General features: G+C 33.1%; 19 protein-coding genes and 1 tRNA gene. 6 read left to right on the top strand and 14 right to left on the bottom strand.

The window, feature by feature from the left end:
* Positions 1-2: 2 nt before the first annotated feature.
* From LQ189_RS01715 to LQ189_RS01690, 6 genes are all read right to left on the bottom strand, one after another.
* Positions 3-974: a M28 family peptidase gene (locus LQ189_RS01715; protein ID WP_230154012.1), complete on the bottom strand. Its 972-nt coding sequence runs from the start codon at positions 972-974 to the stop codon at positions 3-5.
* Between the two features lie 75 nt (positions 975-1,049).
* Complete coding sequence (locus LQ189_RS01710) at positions 1,050-1,700, bottom strand: hypothetical protein (RefSeq protein ID WP_230154011.1); 651 nt, start codon at positions 1,698-1,700, stop codon at positions 1,050-1,052.
* A gap of 4 nt (positions 1,701-1,704) precedes the next feature.
* A complete protein-coding gene (locus tag LQ189_RS01705; protein ID WP_230154010.1) occupies positions 1,705-2,739 on the bottom strand; it encodes an ATP-grasp domain-containing protein in 1,035 nt (344 codons plus the stop codon).
* 10 nt (positions 2,740-2,749) lie between these two features.
* Positions 2,750-3,460 (bottom strand): NRDE family protein, encoded by a 711-nt coding sequence (locus LQ189_RS01700; protein WP_230154009.1) that lies wholly within the window; start codon positions 3,458-3,460, stop codon positions 2,750-2,752.
* Entirely contained in the window at positions 3,448-3,936 is a 489-nt protein-coding gene (locus LQ189_RS01695) for a DinB family protein (RefSeq protein ID WP_230154008.1), read from the bottom strand. Before LQ189_RS01695 ends, LQ189_RS01700 begins: the two co-directional genes overlap by 13 nt.
* A 212-nt stretch (positions 3,937-4,148) precedes the next feature.
* Positions 4,149-5,288 carry an acyl-CoA dehydrogenase family protein gene (locus LQ189_RS01690; protein ID WP_086453460.1) on the bottom strand — a complete coding sequence of 380 codons (1,140 nt, stop codon included), beginning with the start codon at positions 5,286-5,288 and terminating at the stop codon, positions 4,149-4,151.
* 88 nt (positions 5,289-5,376) lie between these two features.
* On the opposite strand from LQ189_RS01690, the gene LQ189_RS01685 reads away from it, so the two are divergent.
* The 4 genes from LQ189_RS01685 (at position 5,377) to LQ189_RS01670 (ending at position 9,564) form a co-directional block, all read left to right on the top strand.
* Positions 5,377-6,441: an anhydro-N-acetylmuramic acid kinase gene (locus LQ189_RS01685; RefSeq protein WP_230154007.1), complete on the top strand. Its 1,065-nt coding sequence runs from the start codon at positions 5,377-5,379 to the stop codon at positions 6,439-6,441.
* Positions 6,442-6,586: 145 nt separating this feature from the next.
* Positions 6,587-7,171: a chalcone isomerase family protein gene (locus tag LQ189_RS01680; protein WP_230154006.1), complete on the top strand. Its 585-nt coding sequence runs from the start codon at positions 6,587-6,589 to the stop codon at positions 7,169-7,171.
* Between the two features lie 91 nt (positions 7,172-7,262).
* Positions 7,263-8,489: a Glu/Leu/Phe/Val dehydrogenase dimerization domain-containing protein gene (locus tag LQ189_RS01675; protein WP_182648518.1), complete on the top strand. Its 1,227-nt coding sequence runs from the start codon at positions 7,263-7,265 to the stop codon at positions 8,487-8,489.
* A gap of 175 nt (positions 8,490-8,664) precedes the next feature.
* The gene (locus LQ189_RS01670; protein ID WP_230154005.1) at positions 8,665-9,564 is read left to right on the top strand and encodes an energy transducer TonB; all 900 of its coding nucleotides are present in this window, start codon (positions 8,665-8,667) and stop codon (positions 9,562-9,564) included.
* Between the two features lie 168 nt (positions 9,565-9,732).
* Here the strand turns inward: LQ189_RS01670 and LQ189_RS01665 are convergent, their stop codons facing one another.
* The 4 genes from LQ189_RS01665 to LQ189_RS01650 form a co-directional block, all read right to left on the bottom strand.
* The gene (locus LQ189_RS01665; RefSeq protein ID WP_230158597.1) at positions 9,733-10,656 is read right to left on the bottom strand and encodes an IS3 family transposase; all 924 of its coding nucleotides are present in this window, start codon (positions 10,654-10,656) and stop codon (positions 9,733-9,735) included.
* Positions 10,566-11,099: a helix-turn-helix domain-containing protein gene (locus LQ189_RS01660; protein ID WP_255667772.1), complete on the bottom strand. Its 534-nt coding sequence runs from the start codon at positions 11,097-11,099 to the stop codon at positions 10,566-10,568. Before LQ189_RS01660 ends, LQ189_RS01665 begins: the two co-directional genes overlap by 91 nt.
* 118 nt (positions 11,100-11,217) lie before the next feature.
* Complete coding sequence (locus tag LQ189_RS01655; RefSeq protein WP_086453455.1) at positions 11,218-11,613, bottom strand: biopolymer transporter ExbD; 396 nt, start codon at positions 11,611-11,613, stop codon at positions 11,218-11,220.
* 1 nt (position 11,614) lies between these two features.
* A complete protein-coding gene (locus LQ189_RS01650; RefSeq protein ID WP_230154004.1) occupies positions 11,615-12,310 on the bottom strand; it encodes a MotA/TolQ/ExbB proton channel family protein in 696 nt (231 codons plus the stop codon).
* Positions 12,311-12,438: 128 nt separating this feature from the next.
* On the opposite strand from LQ189_RS01650, the gene LQ189_RS01645 reads away from it, so the two are divergent.
* Entirely contained in the window at positions 12,439-13,659 is a 1,221-nt protein-coding gene (locus LQ189_RS01645) for a folylpolyglutamate synthase/dihydrofolate synthase family protein (protein WP_230154003.1), read from the top strand.
* Between the two features lie 86 nt (positions 13,660-13,745).
* A tRNA-Val gene (locus tag LQ189_RS01640) sits at positions 13,746-13,820 on the top strand.
* Between the two features lie 563 nt (positions 13,821-14,383).
* On the opposite strand, the gene LQ189_RS01635 is transcribed toward LQ189_RS01640, so the two are convergent.
* From LQ189_RS01635 to LQ189_RS01620, 4 genes are all read right to left on the bottom strand, one after another.
* A complete protein-coding gene (locus LQ189_RS01635; RefSeq protein WP_230154002.1) occupies positions 14,384-15,409 on the bottom strand; it encodes a hypothetical protein in 1,026 nt (341 codons plus the stop codon).
* A gap of 344 nt (positions 15,410-15,753) precedes the next feature.
* Complete coding sequence (locus LQ189_RS01630) at positions 15,754-16,293, bottom strand: hypothetical protein (protein WP_230154001.1); 540 nt, start codon at positions 16,291-16,293, stop codon at positions 15,754-15,756.
* Positions 16,294-16,661: 368 nt separating this feature from the next.
* Positions 16,662-18,200 carry a hypothetical protein gene (locus tag LQ189_RS01625; protein WP_230154000.1) on the bottom strand — a complete coding sequence of 513 codons (1,539 nt, stop codon included), beginning with the start codon at positions 18,198-18,200 and terminating at the stop codon, positions 16,662-16,664.
* A gap of 611 nt (positions 18,201-18,811) precedes the next feature.
* The gene (locus tag LQ189_RS01620) at positions 18,812-20,146 is read right to left on the bottom strand and encodes a PAS domain-containing sensor histidine kinase (RefSeq protein WP_230153999.1); all 1,335 of its coding nucleotides are present in this window, start codon (positions 20,144-20,146) and stop codon (positions 18,812-18,814) included.

Genomic DNA, 20,146 nt, shown 5'->3' with positions numbered 1-20,146 from the left:
CTTTATTTGAGCATGATAATTTCGTGAGTTGCCGTATTTGCCATTTGTGTCACAGCAGGTAATAATTCTTGAATAAACGAGGTCATGTGAGGAACATCCATTGCTTTGAAATCATCGGAAACATGGTGATAGAATTCAAAATTTTCGAAATCAAATGTACTTACAGATTGACATGGCACTTTAAAAACATCATAAAAAGAAAAATTATCAGATCTATAAAACAATTCGTATTCAGCTTCTTTTGGTAAAAAACCAATGGTTTTTTTTCCAGTATATTCATTTATTTTAGCCGCCATGTTAGACTTATCAAAACCAGTAATGTAGGCCAAATAATCTCTTTTCATAGGAACGCCAATCATTTCAATATTAAATTGAGTGTACAAGTTGAAATTTTGTGCTTTTAGTTTTTTAGCCAAATGTTTAGATCCTAACAACCCTTTTTCCTCCCCAGCAAAAAACACGAATAAAATACTACGTTGATTATTTTTATGAAAACTGAAATACTTAGCCATTTCAGCAACAGCAGTACACCCGGAGGCATCATCATTTGCACCGTTGTTTATAAAATCTCCATTTTCTCCTTTTTTATCAATACCTATGTGGTCATAGTGAGCACTTATTATAATAAATTCTTTCTTTAATACGGGGTCATTTCCTTCAACAAAACCCACAACATTAAACGCTGTTCCTTTGAACGTGGTCAAAGTATCTTTATAGGTTTTAAAATAAGGCTGTACATTATTGTCTTTCAAAATTTTCTCTAAAAAATCAGCTGCCTTAACCATACCTGGCTGACCCGTTTCACGACCTTCAAGATCATTTGATGATAAAGTCTTTAGCGTACTAGACACATCACTTTCTTTAACTTGATACTCATATTTAAGGGGAGTTTGCGCAACCAACTCATCGCTTTGCGCAATCATACTGCTAATACATCCTATCATAAACGATAGTGTCCATACAATTTTCTTCATAATTCTAATTGATAATAAATTAATTAATATTTTTTTTAATAAACTACTAAGGCAATGTTTAGCAATCCATGAAAATTACAAACTCCTTTTTTTATAATATTTACGATATACTTTTACCATTTGTACAACTGACATGATTACAAAAAACAAAGGTATACACACAGGAATGATGTACTGAGAAAAACGAAAACTTTGACTTGAAACAGAATCTAACAACAAAATCAAACTTAACATTCCTATAAAAGTACCAATAATTGTTCCGCCTACATAAAAAAATTTATACTTTCTTCCCAATGAGATAAACTTGCCGTTAAGCAAATACAAATTCCAACCTGTCCAGAACGGCAATTGCAAAAAATTAATACAATTTAAGAGTACGCCAATCAAAAATGGAGAATAGGACATGTACTTTTTAAGAACACTTTGATTCCCCACACTGTTATTTGCAGAAGCGTAAAACGAATACGATAAAATCAAAAGAAAAAAAACAGCAAAAACATCAATAGTTTTCATTAACTTTTTATTATTTACTAATGGTGTAGCAAAGACCAATGTAAAATAAATAACAAACATTTCAATACAAATAACACCTGACAAAAATTGGAATAGATTATAAATTCCTAATTTTGAAAAAATTTCATATCCTATAACATTTAAATAACCCAGTGGAATTGAACCAATAAAGCTGACCAAAAAACCAACAAAAATATTTTTTATGGCTCTCATGGAATTAGAAATTTATAATTTTTTTACTTTGTTCTAAGTGCATTCTATATTCCTTCATTCCCTCTTTATGTTCTAAATAAGGAACGCCATTTTTATGATTTGCCACACTTATTTCATACATATATGTAATGTGACGTGCTAATTCTTTCCATGCAAAAAATAGGGAATGTTTCGGGTCATAAATATGAGTTGGCTCACTCCCAGCTCCGTTTAACTCTACAATTGCAAAATTAATTCCTAGTTCTAATTCTTCGATGGTATTGTACATGACATCCAGTCTACCAAAATAAAAACCTGGGATTTGCAAACACATTTCGTTAATCGTTTTAGTCAATTCTGGAGTTATCCAATGGCTACCATCTACAAATTTTGCACCTCGAGCATGATTACCGTAGGGTACTAAATTCAACTTCTCGCCTTTTGGTAAAATTTCGAATAATTTTTTACCGTACTCTTTTTTCAAGACATTCAATTGAAGTTCATAGCGTGGATTCTGCTTGATTAACTCTTGAACGGTTGAAAAACCATCTCCAGTAATAATCAAGAATTCTTTAGATACTATTCCAGTAATTCTACCTGATTTTTCATTAGGATAGCGCACATAAAAAATACCAACCTCATTTGAAAAAGGTATTAAATCTTGAACCAAGTAATTGAAATTTGCTTTTTCAGCATATTCTTTTAAATCCTGAACCGTGTTAATTTTTTTGACTCCAGATCCTCGTAGTCCAACATCTGGTTTTGCAATAAACGGATACTTTATTGCTGCGCTTTCAACTGTTTTTATAACATTTTCTACTGGGGTTACTTCCAAAACTAATTCTGTTTTGGGATAATACTGTTGCGGTATCAAGTCGTAAATTTTTTTCTTAGACTCCATCATAAACCCACCATTTTTTATAGTGGGATTAGAAGCATTAAAGAAAAAAATCGATTTTGCCTTGATCGAATAGTAAGACCACAAAAAATAAATGGGAATATATACAATCTGAAAAGGCCAATATTCCCAATGGGTAATTTTATGAAAAAATAATTTCAAAATGTAGTATTTAGACGGTGATAAATGAGGTTGAAAAATCGAGTTGCTCTACCAAATCATAATGTAAGATACTAACTTTATTTTGATGTACTACAGCCTGAGTAATACTTAAGGTTTTCATCTCGTTGTTTCGATTGATTACTAAACCGTTTTCCTCATTTCCTTCCTGCGTATACCTATGAAAATCATATAGTTTTTCTTTTGAAATAACATCAGTTTCGCTCATAAAGGTATAAAACCAATCAGCTCGTTGTTCCCTCACCAAAGATGGATACAAAGTAGATGAAGACCAAATGTGATTTTTATTGCTATCTAAAGTTAGCGTTTGCTTATTATTCCCATCCCAACGCAATTGAAAAAGCTCCTGATTTTGAAATAACACTAACGTAAATGGCTCTATCGACTCTAAATCAATTTCAATCCAAAAATCTTTTGGCGACGCGCTACTAATCATTTCTAAAACAATCAAGCCACGACTTTTTCGATATGATAATTGGACTTCATGTTTTTCTGCGGCACCATTTAGTAATACCAAAACAGTTCCATCATCTTTGGTCACAAACCAAGTCCCGCCTGCTTTTGGATCCTTTGGAAAAATAAGATTTTGTCCATTTACAGTATAGCTTTTTGGAGGAATGGCGCTAGGCCTTATTGTTTTTTCGTCCCGGTTCGAAGTAATGATAACACTATCATTTGTTGCTACAAAACTTACTGTGCACATTGATTTCTATATTCTATGGTTGATCTTGCTACACCAAAATTTGGATCAATAGTAACGGTTTCACATTGTAATATTGCAACTTTTATAAGCGCCTGGTGGTGAATGCAATGTTCTAAATTATATAACAACTCTCTATTATAATTGCTTTCAATTCGGATTTCTTCGCCGTCAATAATTTGCAATAAGGTTATATTTTTATTTTCCTTCTCCAAATTTTTCTGAACAGCCTTAATATTTTCTATTGCAAAAGTGGTATCCGTTTGAATAAGGGTGTTACGCTCTCTTTTATCATAGTTTACAACTCCTAAATCATATTGATTTTCAAGACATTGAAACATTTCAATAATATGTCTCGTATGCTCACCAATAGTAGCATTGCTTAATTCTGCACAAGAATTTGAATATTCTGTTTGTGACAATTGATCTAGCAAATCTATCAATTCGTTTAAACTACTATGTATCGAAGGTATTAACATAAAAATGTATTAGTTGGGTATTGCAATGGTTAAAAAAAGAAATCCAAAATCACAACTCAACAAAGAAAAGCAATTAGTATCAAATTAAAAAGATTCCCGAAATCATTTTTAAACAATAAAAATATAAAAAAACCTTAAAATCCTAATAAAGACCATAAAAAAACCCTTTTCAATCGAAATTGAAAAGGGTTTAAACTAGATCTGTATAACTTTTAGGAAACCAATCCTCTTGAAATCACGATACGTTGAATCTCTGAAGTTCCTTCGTATATCTGTGTGATTTTAGAGTCACGCATCATACGCTCAACATGATATTCAGCTACGTAACCGTTACCTCCGTGAATTTGAACCGCTTCGTTAGCAACCTCAAGAGCAATTTCTGAAGCATATAATTTTGCCATTGCACCAGAATGTGCGATATCTTTACCTTCATCTTTTTCACAAGCAGCTTTCATTACTAATAATTTAGCAGCAGTCACTTTTACGTACATATCAGCTAATTTAAAGGCAATCGCTTGATGATTAAAAATCTCTTTCCCAAAAGCTTTTCTTTCTTTTGAATATTTCAAAGCTATTTCATAAGCTCCTGTAGCAATTCCTAATGCTTGAGATGCTATACCTATTCTACCACCATTTAAGACGTTCATAGCAAAAGCAAACCCAAAACCATCCTCACCAATTCTATTTTCTTTAGGAACCTTAACATCTGTAAACATTAAAGAGTGGGTATCACTACCACGAATTCCCATTTTCTTTTCTTTTGGTCCAATATCAAAACCAGCCCAACCTTTTTCAACAATAAAAGCATTAATACCCTTATGTCCTTTTTCAACATCTGTTTGTGCAATCACTAAATAGGTAGATGCTGTACTTCCATTTGTAATCCAGTTTTTGGTACCATTTAATAAATAATGGTCGCCTTTATCAATTGCAGTTGTTTTTTGAGAAGTTGCATCACTTCCTGCTTCTGGCTCAGACAAACAAAATGCACCAATAACTTCCCCTTTAGCTAGAGGTACAAGGTATTTCATTTTTTGTTCTTCTGAACAATACTTCTCCATACCTGCACAAACCAAAGAGTTGTTCACAGACATTATAACGGCAGCAGACGCATCTACTTTTGCTATTTCGGTCATTGCCAATACATATGAAATACTATCTAAACCTGACCCACCATACTTAGGATCTACCATCATTCCCATGAAACCCAATTCGGCCATCATCTTCACTTGCTCAGTAGGAAATTTTGAATGTTCATCGCGCTCAATCACTCCTGGTAATAATTCTGCAACAGCAAAATCTCTAGCAGCTTGCTGAATCATTAAATGCTCTTCGGTTAGATTAAAATCCATATTTTTATTGTAAATTAATTGTTCATAAATTTGCCTCCAAAAGTAATTATTAAATATCAGATTTCAAACGATTTCGCAATTTTAGCCAATGTTTAAAGAAAAATACAATATTATAGGTGTCATGTCAGGCACATCGCTAGATGGCATTGATTTGGCACACATTGTTTTTACTACAAAAGACAATAAATGGGAATTTGAAATTTTAGAAACCCAAACTGTTTCATACTCAACAGACTGGTTAAACAAATTAAAAAGTGCCGTTTCTTTCTCTTCTGAAAAATTAACTGAATTAAATGAAGCCTATACACAGTTACTAGGTGAGGTAATCTTAAACTTCATTTTAAAAAACAAGTTGAACACTATTGATGCCGTTTGTTCCCACGGGCATACTATTTTACATCAACCAGATAAGGGCATCACTTTACAAATTGGAAATTTACCACAAATAGCATCTATCGTAAAACAGAAAGTAGTTTGTGATTTTAGAGTTCAAGATGTAGCCCTTGGTGGTCAAGGCGCACCACTTGTACCTATAGGAGATCGGATTTTATTTAGTGAATACGACTATTGCATGAATTTAGGTGGATTTTCAAACTTATCGTTTGAAGTAAATCAAGAACGGATTGCTTTTGATATTTGTCCTGTAAACACGGTGTTCAACCATTATTCAAATTTGTTAGGATTGCCCTATGACAACAAAGGAGCTATCGCAAAGAATGGCTCTCTACAAATCAATTTGTTAAAAGAATTAAACGAATTAGACTATTACCAAAAAAAATATCCTAAATCACTGGGGTTTGAATTTGTAAAAGAAATAATTATTCCCTTGATAGACCACTATGAAATATCAATTGAAGATAAGCTTCACACCTTTACAAAGCATATTGCTATACAAATAGCAAATGTGTTGCCACACAAAACCGGAACATTATTTATTACCGGAGGCGGAGCTTACCATAATTTTTTAATTGAATCCATACAAAATGAATTACCACTTGCAACTATTATAATTCCTTCACCTAAAATTATCGAATTTAAAGAGGCACTGATCTTTGGAATACTTGGAATATTGCGATTAGAAAACAAAATCAATGTATTAAAAAGTGTGACGGGAGCTAAAATGAATCATAGTTCAGGAAAAATTTATGAATAAATAAATATTTTTCATTAATTTTAAGACAAATTAAGCTAGAAATCATAATTTTATAAAGACATTAATCTCAATATCATTACAATGCCTTTTTTGAGCTATATTTGCAGACTGTTTAAAATCCATTTTTTTAATTAAATACCACATTATGAAAAAAGTACTGATAGTATTCGCCTTAATGAGTGCTCTACAATTTAATACCGTAAATGCACAAAAAAACTTTACTGTAAACGGAGTTAACATTCCTAGAACAATTGAATTTAAAGGAACAACCCTAACACTTAATGGAGTGGGACAACGCTCTAAATTTTTTACTGATTTATACATTCAAGCTTTATACTTGACAAAGTTTAGTCAAGATGCTAAACAGATTCTTGAAAGCGGAAACGAAATGGCTGTTGCACTTCATATCACATCTGGATTGATAACCTCAAAAAAACTATCTAAAGCGCTTGCAAAAGGGATGGAAAAATCTGTAGGAGAATCTGGAGTTCTAAAATTTGCCAAAGAACTTCAAGAACTTGAAGACTTATTAAGTACCGAAGAGACTAAATCTGGTGATGTTTTTGAACTTACTTTTAATCCACAAGATGAATCATTATGGATTACAAAGAATAAAATCTACAGAGGTAAAATTAAAGGTATTGAATTCAAAAAAGCATTCTACGGAATTTGGCTATCTGAAAACCCAGTTGACAAAACATTGAAAGAAGATTTATTAGGAAAAGAATAGCAAAAAAAATCTTTACTCTTTTTTTTTTGCAGAATAAACAATTAGCAAAATTGCTTTTTTTATATTTGCAGAAATAAACATATCACAACAAATGAAAGATTTATTAAAGAAATTCGAAAATAAAGAGCCTGAAATTGTTTTTAACTGGAAAGATCCTGAAACCGAAGCCGAAGGCTGGACTGTAATTAATTCTCTTCGCGGAGGTGCTGCAGGTGGAGGGACAAGAATGAGAAAAGGACTTGACATGAACGAGGTTCTATCACTTGCCAAAACAATGGAAGTTAAATTTTCGGTTTCTGGACCTGCCATTGGCGGAGCTAAATCTGGAATAAATTTTGACCCAAATGACCCAAGAAAAAAAGGAGTATTGCAACGCTGGTATAAAGCCGTTTCTCCTTTATTGAAAAGTTATTACGGTACAGGTGGAGATTTGAACGTAGACGAAATTCACGAAGTTATTCCTATGACTGAGGAATGTGGTGTTTGGCACCCGCAAGAAGGTGTATTCAACGGTCATTTCAAACCTACTGAAGCGGATAAAATCAACAGAATAGGTCAGTTGCGTCAAGGTGTTGTAAAAGTAATAGAGAACCCAAAATTCTCTCCAGATGTTTCTAAAAAATATACTGTTGCTGATATGATTACTGGTTACGGCGTAGCGGAAGCTGTTCGTAACTTTTATGCCATTTATGGCGGTGATGTAAAAGGAAAGAAAGCTATTGTTCAAGGTTTTGGCAATGTTGGTTCTGCAGCTGCTTTTTATTTAGCAGAAATGGGTGCCAAAGTAATTGGAATTATTGATAGAGATGGAGGATTGATCAATGAAGAAGGATTCTCTTTTGAAGAAATAAGGGCTTTGTTTTTAGCCAAAGACGGAAATAAACTGGTTGCCGAAAACATGATCCCTTTTGAAGAAATCAACCAAAAGATTTGGACAATTGGTGCTGAGATATTCACTCCATGCGCTGCATCAAGATTGGTGACTCAATCTCAAATTGATAGTTTAATTTCTCATGGTCTTGAAGTAATTTCATGTGGTGCCAATGTACCTTTTGCTGACAAAGAAATATTTTTTGGTCCTATTATGGAAGATGTAGATCATAAAGTGAGCTTAATTCCTGACTTTATTTCTAATTGCGGTATGGCACGTGTATTTGCTTATTTTATGGAAAAGAAAGTTCAAATGACTGATGAAGCTATTTTTCAAGACACTTCTGAAATCATCAAAACGGCTATCGAGAAAGCATACGCAATCAACCCTAGCAAAACAAACATTAGCGCAACTGCATTTGAAATTGCATTGAAACAGCTTACTTAATACAAGCTATCATAATTACACTTATACAAATGGGAATTAGTAGTCATAAAAGCTACTAATTCCCATTTTACTTTTAAAAACCTCCAATTTATATTTGCACACTCGCTTTTTACTCTTGACAATTTTTAGTACTTTTCAACGTTTTTAATTTTACACTTTTACAAACAAAACAAAAATGAGTTCCACCATTTCATCTAATCAAAAGAAATCTTTAATCATCACTACTCTTTTGTATGCGACAATGTTGTTGATTTTATTTTTTATCCGATTTTGGCCTCCTGCAAATGCAGATGAACTTGCTGGCGGTGGTGGCGGTGGCGGAGTTACAGTCAATTTTGGAGATAGTGATCTTGGGTCTGGAGCTGATTATCAAAGTGAAGTACTAGAGGTAAACAACCAATCTAAGCAAACTCCAGTAAATACTACACCTGACGAAGCAATATTGTCACAAGAAAATAGTACTGACGAAAGTGTTGTTATTCCTACCAAAGAGAAAACAAAGAAACCCACAGTTGTAGTAAAAGAAGAAACAAAACCCGTAATAGCAAAACCCAAAGTTTCGAATACTACAAATGATGCATTATCTAGTATTCTTAAAGGATCCAACAAAGGTGGCGATGGTGATGACAAAACAGCTGAAAACAAAGGAAAAGCAAACGGAAGCTTAAACTCTGGTGAATATTATGGCTCTGGAGGTTCTGGTGGTGGAACAGGCGGAGGAAACGGAACTGGAACTGGCATAGGAACTGGGAGTGGTTATGGTTCTGGAAGTGGAGGCGGATCTGGAAGTGGTTCTGGTGGTGGTGTTGGCTATTCCCTAGGAAACAGAAAAGCGGTTGCTAAGCCTGCTCCTAAATATACGTGCAACGAACAAGGCAAAGTAGTAGTAGAAGTAGCCGTTGACCGCAACGGTAGAACAATGAGCGCCATTGCAGGCGTAAAAGGAACTACAAATACGGCAAAATGCCTGCTAGATCAAGCTAGAATTGCTGCCATGAACACCAAATGGGACGCAAGCAGTGACGCTCCTGAGAAACAAGTAGGTAAGATTGTTTATAATTTCAATTTGAATTAGTAGGTTAGTTTATACCAAAATTCCATTATAAAAATAGGATTCAAATATACGTGAGGCCGCGTGAGGGATAGCAGCAAGTACCGAAGTACTGCGAATAGCCCGACCAGAATAAAAAAAGGGGCCAATCACTATAATATACTGCACCCCAAAGTTTAGACAAATTTATAATTAATTTTGATAATAATGAGCTCGATATTGTATCGGGCTCATTCCTTTTAAATTGAGTTTTATTCTTTCATTATTGTAATATTTGATATATTGTATAATTTCAGTTTTTAAGTGGTTTATGTCTCTAAATTTCATAATATAAAACAGTTCTGATTTTAATATTCCAAAGAAGTTTTCAATAATTGCATTATCCAAACAGTTTCCTTTTCTAGACATACTTTGTACTAATCCTTTTTCTTTCAATAGTGTTTGATATTGTTTCATTTGATATTGCCAGCCCTGATCTGAGTGCAGTATTAGATTGGTATTATTAGGTATTCGTTTAAAAGACTTTTTAAGCATGTTGGTTATTTGATTAAAATTAGGTCTTTCAGATAATTCGTAACTTATTATTTCTCCATTATATAAATCAATAATAGGTGATAGATATAATTTGTTGCCTGAAACATTAAACTCTGTTACATCAGTTGCCCATTTTTCATAGGGATTTGCTGCTTTAAAATTGCGTTGTAAAATATTTGGAGTTATTTTTCCTTGTTCGCCTTTGTAGGATTTGTATTTTTTAACTCGTATTAAACTTTTCAATCCTAAACTTTTCATCAATCGTAATACTGTTTTGTGATTAATTATAATTCCCTTTTGTCTGATTACTAAAGTAATACGACGATAACCCAATCTGCCTTTATGGTGATTGTAAATCTGCTTAATCAATTCTTTAATATCCTTGTATTTGTCAACTAATTGACTTCTTTTTTCATAGTAATAATAACTACTTCTGACCATTTTCATACAATTGAGTAGAACCTCTAAATCGTATTTATGCCTTAATTCCATTATGGTTTGAGCCTTTTGTTTTGCTTGGCTTGTTCGGCTTGAACTAAGGCATTGAACTTTTTTAAAATTTCGTTCTCTGCTCGTAAATATTCAAGTTCTTTTAGAAGTTCTTCTTCTCTGGTTAATGGTTTATCTGTTTTTCGTTGCTTTCTCTTAAAATTCATAGTTACAGGTCTGCCTTTAGGTTTATCTTGTAAACCTGCTGCTCCTTCAATTTCGTATTTTCTTTGCCAACTTGTTATAGTTGACTCTCTTGGAATATTAAAAGTTAAACAAGCTTTACTCAAAGATATTGACTTATTTTCAATAGCTCGTAGTACTTTCAGTTTAAAGTTTATACTATAGTTTTTGTTTTTCTGTCTTGGTAAAAGACCCTCATTTCCAAATTCAATATAAAACTTAATCCAGCGATCAAGATTAGAACTTGATATACCATTTTCATAGGCTACCGAATAAACCGAACGATGTTTTCTTAGAACTTCTGCCACACAGCGAAGTTTAAATTCATAATTGTACTTGACTTTTCTTTCCATAAAAATGCCCCCAAATAGCGTCTAACTTTTTGGGGGCAGTTCAATAATTTTGATTAGCCCCTTTTATTTATTGTGGTCACGCCCAAAAATAACAACTTTTAAAAACGTGCCCTAGTATTTATTTAGGACTGGTAGCAATCACAAATTTTAGATTGTTCCTCACTCCTATTTGCAAGACATCGACTAAATCTTGTACTTGTAAGTTAAATGGAATCCTAACAATAACGGTTTGGTCTTTTGCTGAACCCATTTTTGACATTAGCGTAGTCTCGAGTTCTTCAAATGAAACTGGCTGTTTGTCAATATAGAATTTTTTATCCTCCGTGACTGACAAACTGATGTATTGCTTGTTTGTTTTTTCATTTGATTGTGCCTTTGGCAAGGTCATCTTGATTACATTTGGATTAGCAAGTGTTGAAATAATCAAGAAAAAAAGCAGTAAAAAAAACATAATGTCGCTTAACGAAGAAGTCGCGACCTCAGCATGGAACCTTCTTTTTCTTTTTATAGACATGTTATGATCTTTGAATAATATTTACAAACTCAAGAACTTGTTTTTGGATTTTTAATGCAAAATTATCAATTTTTCCGTTCAACAAGTGGTATCCACTGTAGGCAACAATCCCTACTATTAAACCCGCTCCACTACTAATCATTTTTTCGTACAATCCACCAGAAATGTTCCCGATACTAATATTCTCAGTTACTGATATGCTGTAGAAAATTTTAATAACTCCAGAAATTGTCCCAATAAAACCTAAGGTAGGCGCGATACCCGCAATAAGTCCCAAATGGCCCAAGTGCTTTTCCATTTCACCAATTTCAATGTCGGCAGCACGGTCCATATTCGATTCGATTTCACTAATTGGCCTACCAATAACAAGAATACCTTCTTTAATTATATTTCCTGATGCGGTACTGTTGCGCTCAGCAATAGATCTAGCCAAGTCTAAATTGCCCGAATTTAAATGATCCCTTACATCACGAAGCAACAAGCTATCTACCTTTGAAGCTTTACTGATGTATAAATAGCGTTCTACAATGAGATAAAAGGTATAGAACAATAAAATCCCAATAGGAATTAGCCATATTCCTCCTTTTAATAAAAATCCTAAAGTAGAAACCTCAGTATTAGGAGCAATTTTTTCAATAACTACATTTGATGCAGCATTAGTAAGGGTGTCCGCTTGTAATTGTATAAAACTAAACATATAATATTATTGTATTTTAATCATTAATTCTAAAATTTATTTCAATTTTGCAATAAAGATACTTTTCGATGTAATATTAAACTAAAAAAATTGAAAAATATTTTAAACAATTCCTATTTACCATCAAAATGAATTATCAAGACACTATAAACTGGATGTTTAATCAACTCCCAATGTACCAACTTCAGGGAGCACAAGCTTACAAGAAAGATTTAACTAATGCTCATAGACTTGCTGCACACCTTAATCATCCAGAGAAGCAGTTAAAATGCATACATGTGGCAGGAACCAATGGCAAAGGATCAACCTCTCACATGCTAGCATCGGTTTTACAAGAAGCTGGATATAAAGTAGGTTTGTACACTTCGCCACATTTAAAAGATTTTAGAGAACGCATTAAAATAAACGGAATCGAAATATCTGAAAAATTTGTTGAAGATTTCATAACGGAGCATCAGATTTTTTTTGAAGCAAATGACATGAGTTTTTTCGAAATGACAGTAGGATTAGCATTTGACTATTTTGCTACTTCAAAAGTTGACATTGCTATTATTGAAGTAGGAATGGGCGGAAGACTAGATGCAACCAATATTATCACCCCATTAGTTTCGGTTGTGACCAATATAGGACTGGATCACACCCAGTTTTTAGGCAATACACTTGAAGCAATTGCTTTTGAGAAAGCAGGAATTATAAAGCCAAATATTCCCGTGATTATTGGAGAATACACCTCTGAAACAAAACCCGTTTTCTTGACCAAAGCCAAAGAAGGCAATTCAGAAATTTATTTTGCCTCTGATTTAATTACAGAAAGCTATCCTTCAGACCTGATTGGTGATTATCAAATACACAATAAAAAGACGGTATTACAAACCATAGAGGTTTTGAATAAGCAAACTGAATTTGAAATTACTCCTCAAAATACGCAAGCTGGTTTGTTACACGTGGTAAAAAACACAGGACTTCAAGGCAGGTGGCAGCAAATACACACAGCTCCAAAAGTAATTTGCGATACTGCTCATAATAAAAACGGACTTGAAATCGTATTAAAGCAAATTCAAAACGAGAAATTTAACACATTACACTTTGTTTTAGGCGTAGTAAATGATAAAGATCTAGAAGAAATCTTGCCTTTGTTTCCAAAAAATGCAAAATATTATTTTTGTAAGCCCAATATTCCTCGTGGACTAGACGCTTCAATCTTACAACAAAAAGCCGCTTTATTTGCACTTCAAGGCGAAGTATATATTTCTTTTTCAGAAGCTTACCAAAACTCCTTGCAAAATGCAGTAGAGACCGACTTCATTTACATTGGTGGCAGTACCTTTGTAGTTGCAGAAATTTTGTAATTTTTTTTGTTTTTTAGTTGCATATCCAAAAAACAGTCTTATATTTGCACTCGCAATAAGGAAATGAAAATTATCGAATTGCACTAGGGCGATTAGCTCAGCTGGTTCAGAGCACCTCGTTTACACCGAGGGGGTCGGGGGTTCGAACCCCTCATCGCCCACAAAACTTCTCAAGAAATTGAGAAGTTTTTTTTTGCACAAAAATCAAGAGCTTTTTTATAAAATATCTTAATACCTTTTTTTTTCGTTATAGCCTACAGGAATTGCTTCTTTAGGTTTGAAACGAGTTTCGTCAGGATTTTGGTTATTCATCCTTTGCCATTCATTAATTTGGGTTTTCAACAAATCCAACATTTTATCCAAATTTTATCCTATTTATCACCCTCCTATTTCTACACTTTCACAAATATAAAAACCTCAAAAGGATTAGTTTTAGAAACGCCTAACGAAAAACCAAAGGTAAACATAATACTACTTCTAAAACTTGTGTGAAGCATTGCTGCAATTGTTGGCTTATATTTAGAGGCGCTATTTCCAACTATTTGAAATGTAGAATCTTTAACCTTTTATATTTCGTATTCTTGATTTTTATACCAAAATCAAACACGGGACCAAAACTTACACCCTATCTATGCCTTGTCTTACATATTCCATATAAGTATAATCTTTATCATTTTCTTTTATAACAGAGCTTCCTAGTTCGTTATTTTGCTTTATTTTTACTTTAAACTCTATGTAATCTTTGTATAGTTGTACTGGATTTGATACCACAGTAAAGGCTCTTTTTTTTTGATAAAATATTATTGATAATTTCAACATTGTTTAGTTTTTTTCTCAATCCAGTTATATCTACCAATAGATAAAGCACTTCAATATCTCTTTTTAATGTCTCAATTTGTGTCTTTACTAATTTCGCATAACTTCCATCTGAATTATTTATTTTATTAATATCTTTAATTTTTCCGTAAACACAGTTATATTTTGCCAGTAAAGAGTTGGTTTTAATTGTAAATTTCCCTAGATCATCACTTAGCTTTATTAGCTCATTTTTTTTATTTACAAGGGTAGATTGTTCTTCGAGAAAGTTATTTTTTAATGTGAGTATTTCATTTCCAATAGTTGTAATAGTGCTGAAATAGTTAGCGGTTGTTTGACTATCAGCAAGTTCTCCTTTTCTCTGTTCGTCGGCTTTCTTTATTTGATAGTCATTTAATATTTTTTGTTTTTGATCTAAAAGATTTGAATTCAATTGAATTTTATTTTCAAGGCCTGCTATTTCTATACTTAATTGCTTTAATTCTTTTATACTGATGTCAGGGCTGATACTATTTTTTCTATTTTCATCATCATTATCCTTTTTAACCTTATTGGCTACTTTATTTTCATCACCATTTAAAAAATCATGGTTTATTTTTACAACATTTGAAGTGATTTCCACTTTGTTGGCAATTTTATTGATGTTATCTATTTTGAATACAATTGGTTGTTTGTGTTTGGGTTTTAATTGATTTGAAGTATAAGCTTGTGTTTCAAAATCATTAATAACAGTTAGAACATTGCTCTTTTTATTTATTACTGCTATTTTCTGTATTAGTTCTTCGACTTTTTTTGAGTCATGTGGATTTTTATTTAATTCAGTCTTTAGTTCTTTCTCCAATTCTTCCTTTTTTGTCTGTTTATCCTCATGATTAGTTTGAGAATAATTACTTACCCCTGATAAGAGTAATAATGTGAGTAGTAGTTTTTTCATGTTTTTAGTTTTTAGAATTGTAATAATCACCAAATAGAGTTACCAAATCTAATCTTTATTAAAAAGCCAGACATGAGTATAAACACTTGTTTTTCAGATGTAAACGTAAAAATTATTGATAAATATAACTAGGGGAAAAATACCCTTTTTTATCAGTCAGATACATCCTTTAAACCCAAATGAACATTCCTCAGCGTCAAACTCGCAACCATGAAGTAAACTAAAGTATGGAACAAAAAAAAACGACTTCCTACCCACTGGAAGCCGTCTAATCAAATTTTTAATTTAAACTAAACAATTATTATCTCATTATATTTTAGACTATATTTTGAAAAAGTTAAGCCTTAAGCCATTTGAACATTTTGCAAGCTAAATGTAAATGGGGTAGAAGAAGAAACAGGACCGCCGCCAGTCATCACAATATCGGCACTAGAGATCCCTAACAAACTAATCTCAGTGTTTATTTGCGACATAATGGCTGAATTTATTACTTCACCTTCGGTTATTTGAGAAACAACACCAATCCAAATAGTAGGTTTAAATGAAAACACTGCTTTTTGACTTGGCGCTATATTATGAGTTGAAGCATATAAACTACCACTACGATATACATTTCCGCTAATAGAACCCGTAGGTAAATTATTAGCAATCTCTATTTCAGTAGAACTCATAGCAGGTTGCCCACTCAATTGCAAAACATCCCCAGAAGTGTTCTTAATCATCTCAAATTGCTGTCCGTACTGGGCTAATAACTCAGGGGTATAATTCCCATAAGAATCTCCAGCCGAAACATACACATTTAGATCATAATTTAAAGGATGATATTCTCCTATACCGCAATTTTCGATTACTATCCAGGCAATAGCCAGCTCGTCAAAAACCATACACTATTTTTAGAAAATATAACAATACTACTATTATTGATGTCATTTGAATGATTAATGAAATTTAATTTTATTCCCTTCATAAATTATGGTACTGTAAGACAGTGTCTTGGTTATTTCTAAAATTAATATTTTCTTTAGAAATTAATGTGTTTTAAAAGTTAAGTAAGCCCGTTGGGTATAGTTATGATTTCAAGCCCATTATTTCGACCTACTGTTACTCTCTTTACGCTGATTGTAATGTTTACAATCAATTTTAAAATGTTTATTTAATTGCACCCATAGGGTTTGAATAAGCTAAAAGTGTAAGGCTGCCCATAATCTATTGGGATCTATGGAAACCTTACACTTTTAAATTCTTATTCAATCTATTTCTGAATTAACTTAACCTTTCTACCTGAAATAGAATCGCCTCGTCTAATATCAGCATACACGTGACTTAAAAAATTAGGGTCTAAAGTAGGTTTAGACGACTTATAATCATGATGACAACTAAAACAAGAACCATTTGGGTTATAGGCCGTACTTTGATCATAGGTTTCCATTGTGCTATTTGCCAGCTGACTTGTACCTATAGCCACACCGCTTGTGGTATTGGTAGCGGAATAACTTTGACCATTAGGTGCTGCGCCACCATCCGTCCAAGTGGATCCTATAAAAAGATAATTTTTTCGTATATCATTACCAACCAATTGTGATAGCACCGAATTGTTAATCGATATGATCTGACTATTGGAAGCCGCTGCAGTAGCATTCTCAGGGTTTGGAACTCCTTTATTTGCTACACCCCAAGGCTTGGTTCTGGTAGTATTACTCGGGCTAATGGTATTATTTGCCGGTGGTAGAGGATTGGTAGTCCACTGTGCAGAAATAGTATCGTTTTTAAACTTCATGTGCGAGATATTAATGTTGGTCGTATCTGCTGGTACCGAATTCAAAACCCAAAGGCCTTTACTATCTGCCGCAATCTTCTGTTGCTTCTTTGAGGTATCTAAATAGGTGTAACTTAAATTAGGAGCATTGTTTTTATGTTCAAAAGTGGACCACACCATCTCTGGATGTCCAGCCGTACTTCCCACAATGTGTACACCCAACAGGGCTAATTTTATTTTTTGAGTTTTATTAGGAATGATAGTCCACTTTTTTGATGTTTTAATATAAGTAGGTACAAGTGCATCTATAGTAATATATTTACTTAGATCTTTCACAGTACTGGCATCAACCCACGAAGTTTTAAGTTCGATGGCTAAGGCCTTGGCATCTGGTAAAACAATATTTTGGCTTTTAGCATAAGCTACAATAGTATTTAGTTCAGCTTGTGTGGTTGGAAATTGCTTGCCTTTCATTTTGCCTGCATTTACAGCCGCTATAAACTGTGCATACACATCATTTACCATGGTAATATAATAGAGTAAGGCACCATCTTTTGACATCAAAGCATCGCCTGTGGCTTGTCCTTCCTCGCTATCAACACCTCTACTTTTTTCTATATTAGGTAGCGCACTCAACAATATACCAGGTCTATGCGGAATTAATTTTCTTTCATTTACACCAAATTCTGGTGAAACGGTATAGAAAACAGGAGATTCTAAAACCGTCTTACTTTTTCCATAAATACCTGAGCTTGGTGAAGTAATCCACAAAAACATTTGCTCAGACCATCGGTAAAAATCACCATTGTCTTCATGACCAAAAGTCACACTGTTAGCAGGTTCTACAGCTCCGTTCTCAGTAGGATTACCACCCACAAACCAAGTCTTAAACTCAGAAGGAGTGACTACGCAAGAAGGTAAAACATTGATTGGCAAGTAGCTTGAAGCTTCTGTTTTTTCTTGGGTTTTACAAGCTATAAAAATGGTGAGCCCTAAAAAGGCTACGACACTTAATTTGGTAATTGTTTTTTTCATGGGGAGTAATGGTTTCGTTACTATTAGTTTTTGTTAGTAATTGTTTAACCAAAAATATGACAAGCCAAGCAGATAATTTAACGTATAAATACCTGCTTTTTATTTTTTTTTGGTTTGTTCCCGCTATGCCCATTACCTGAGGCTTAACCTTTTTTAAATCAATAGTCTTACTAAAACTGTGCTAGATTAGTATGTGCGTTACAAGTCGGGGAACTTCCTGTGTCATGCCACGAGCTTTCCATTACCATCCTTCACCAAGCAGAAGTAATTAAATTACAGCATTATAATAAGAGATAATCCTTATACAAAATAAGGATGTTAAATTTATTTGACTAAACAAGATGAAAAAGAGTGAAGCCATTAATAGATTTTACTGACTAATACTACTGGTTTTACATTAGTCCCTTTTTGTCTGTTCCAATAAATAGTATTGGCGCCAGATCTTGAAATAAAGAAATGGCTATTTCAATTTGCATTAAAAGTCTACACAGTTTTTGAAGTTCTGAGTTATTTTATAGAGAAATGTATTTATAAAGCAAAGAGCGCTTTTGTACTTGATAAGTTACGACGCTTAACTTAAACTCTAATTTTTATTCATATCTAAATTAAGATCAATTTTCAATCAAACAAATCACAAAAGTAGTTATTCCTTCATCATTTCTATATGCCAAGTAGCCGCCATGCGCCTCTACGATGCTTTTAGATAAAGTTAAACCAATTCCGGCTCCTTCTTTTCGGGTGGTGAAGAAAGGTAAGAATATTTTGTTTTCTATTTCTTTTTCAATTCCGTTCCCTGTATCTGTAATCGTGATAAAAATTCGCTTTTCTTTGACTTCTGCCGATATGATAATTTGTTTTTTTTCTGAATTAGATAAAGCGTATATGCAATTTGTCAAAAGATTGATAAATACTTGCTCCATCTGTTGTGGGTCAATATGGAGTATGCGGTCAAAAGCAATAGTATTTATGACTTCTATGTGTTCCTTTTTAAACAATGGATTCATGATTTGACAACTGTTGTCAATCAATTTTGACAGTTCCATTATTTGTTTTTTGGGCGATGGCAACATGGCCAGTTTTCGGTAACTTTCTACAAATTGCTGCAAGTGGTCACTTCGTCTCAACATTGTGGTAACACTACTTTTCATATCGTCTAAATCTTCTGCCGAAATGGTTTCCTGCTGCACTAGGTCTTGTAAATTCTGAGAAAGCGACCGAATGGGAGTTATCGAATTCAAGAGCTCGTGCGAGATGACTTTCATTAAATTGACCCAAGCTTCTTTCTCTTTTTTCTCAATTACATTTTGAATTGAATCCAGTACAACAATAAAATAATCCCGATTGTAAATTTCGCTTCTAGAAGACTGCATCACAAATATTTGCGTGTCTTGCTGATTGACACGAATTTCTAAAGATGTTTTAATTTCCTGAAAATCCTGTTTTTCGATAATTTCACACAACGCAGGCAAATGATTTTTTAGATACTTCCATTTTGATACTTTTGGGACATCAAAATGTTTCGAAAAAAAATCATTCATCAAAAAAATGTTCCAGTCACTTCCTTCCTTTTGTAAGATAATAATTCCTGTTTCGATAGTATTTAAAATAGAACGGTAAACAATATCTTTTGAAACCTGCTCGTTTTCTTTGTTTTTTAGTGATTCATACAGCTTGAATAAATTAGAATAATTTTGATATGATTTATGTTTCGAAAAATCGGAGGTGAAATCATTTTGCAGAATTGAAGTGATTGTTCTGTCATACAGCTGAAACGTGTTTTTAATGTAAAAATACATTTCGATTAAGAGAATGAAAAGTACGAGTAGCCCAAATAGCGCTGTAAAGACCAATCCTTTTTGAAAAATAAATAAGGAAACTGCAGAAAGGCAAAGAATAAAAATTAATCTAAGAAAAAGGAGTTGGTATATTTTTAAAGATGTAAACAT

Source organism: Flavobacterium sp. CECT 9288, assembly GCF_918731615.1.
Lineage (GTDB): Bacteria > Bacteroidota > Bacteroidia > Flavobacteriales > Flavobacteriaceae > Flavobacterium.
Note: the sequence above shows the minus strand (reverse complement) of the source record. Positions and strands in the feature narration are given on the sequence as shown.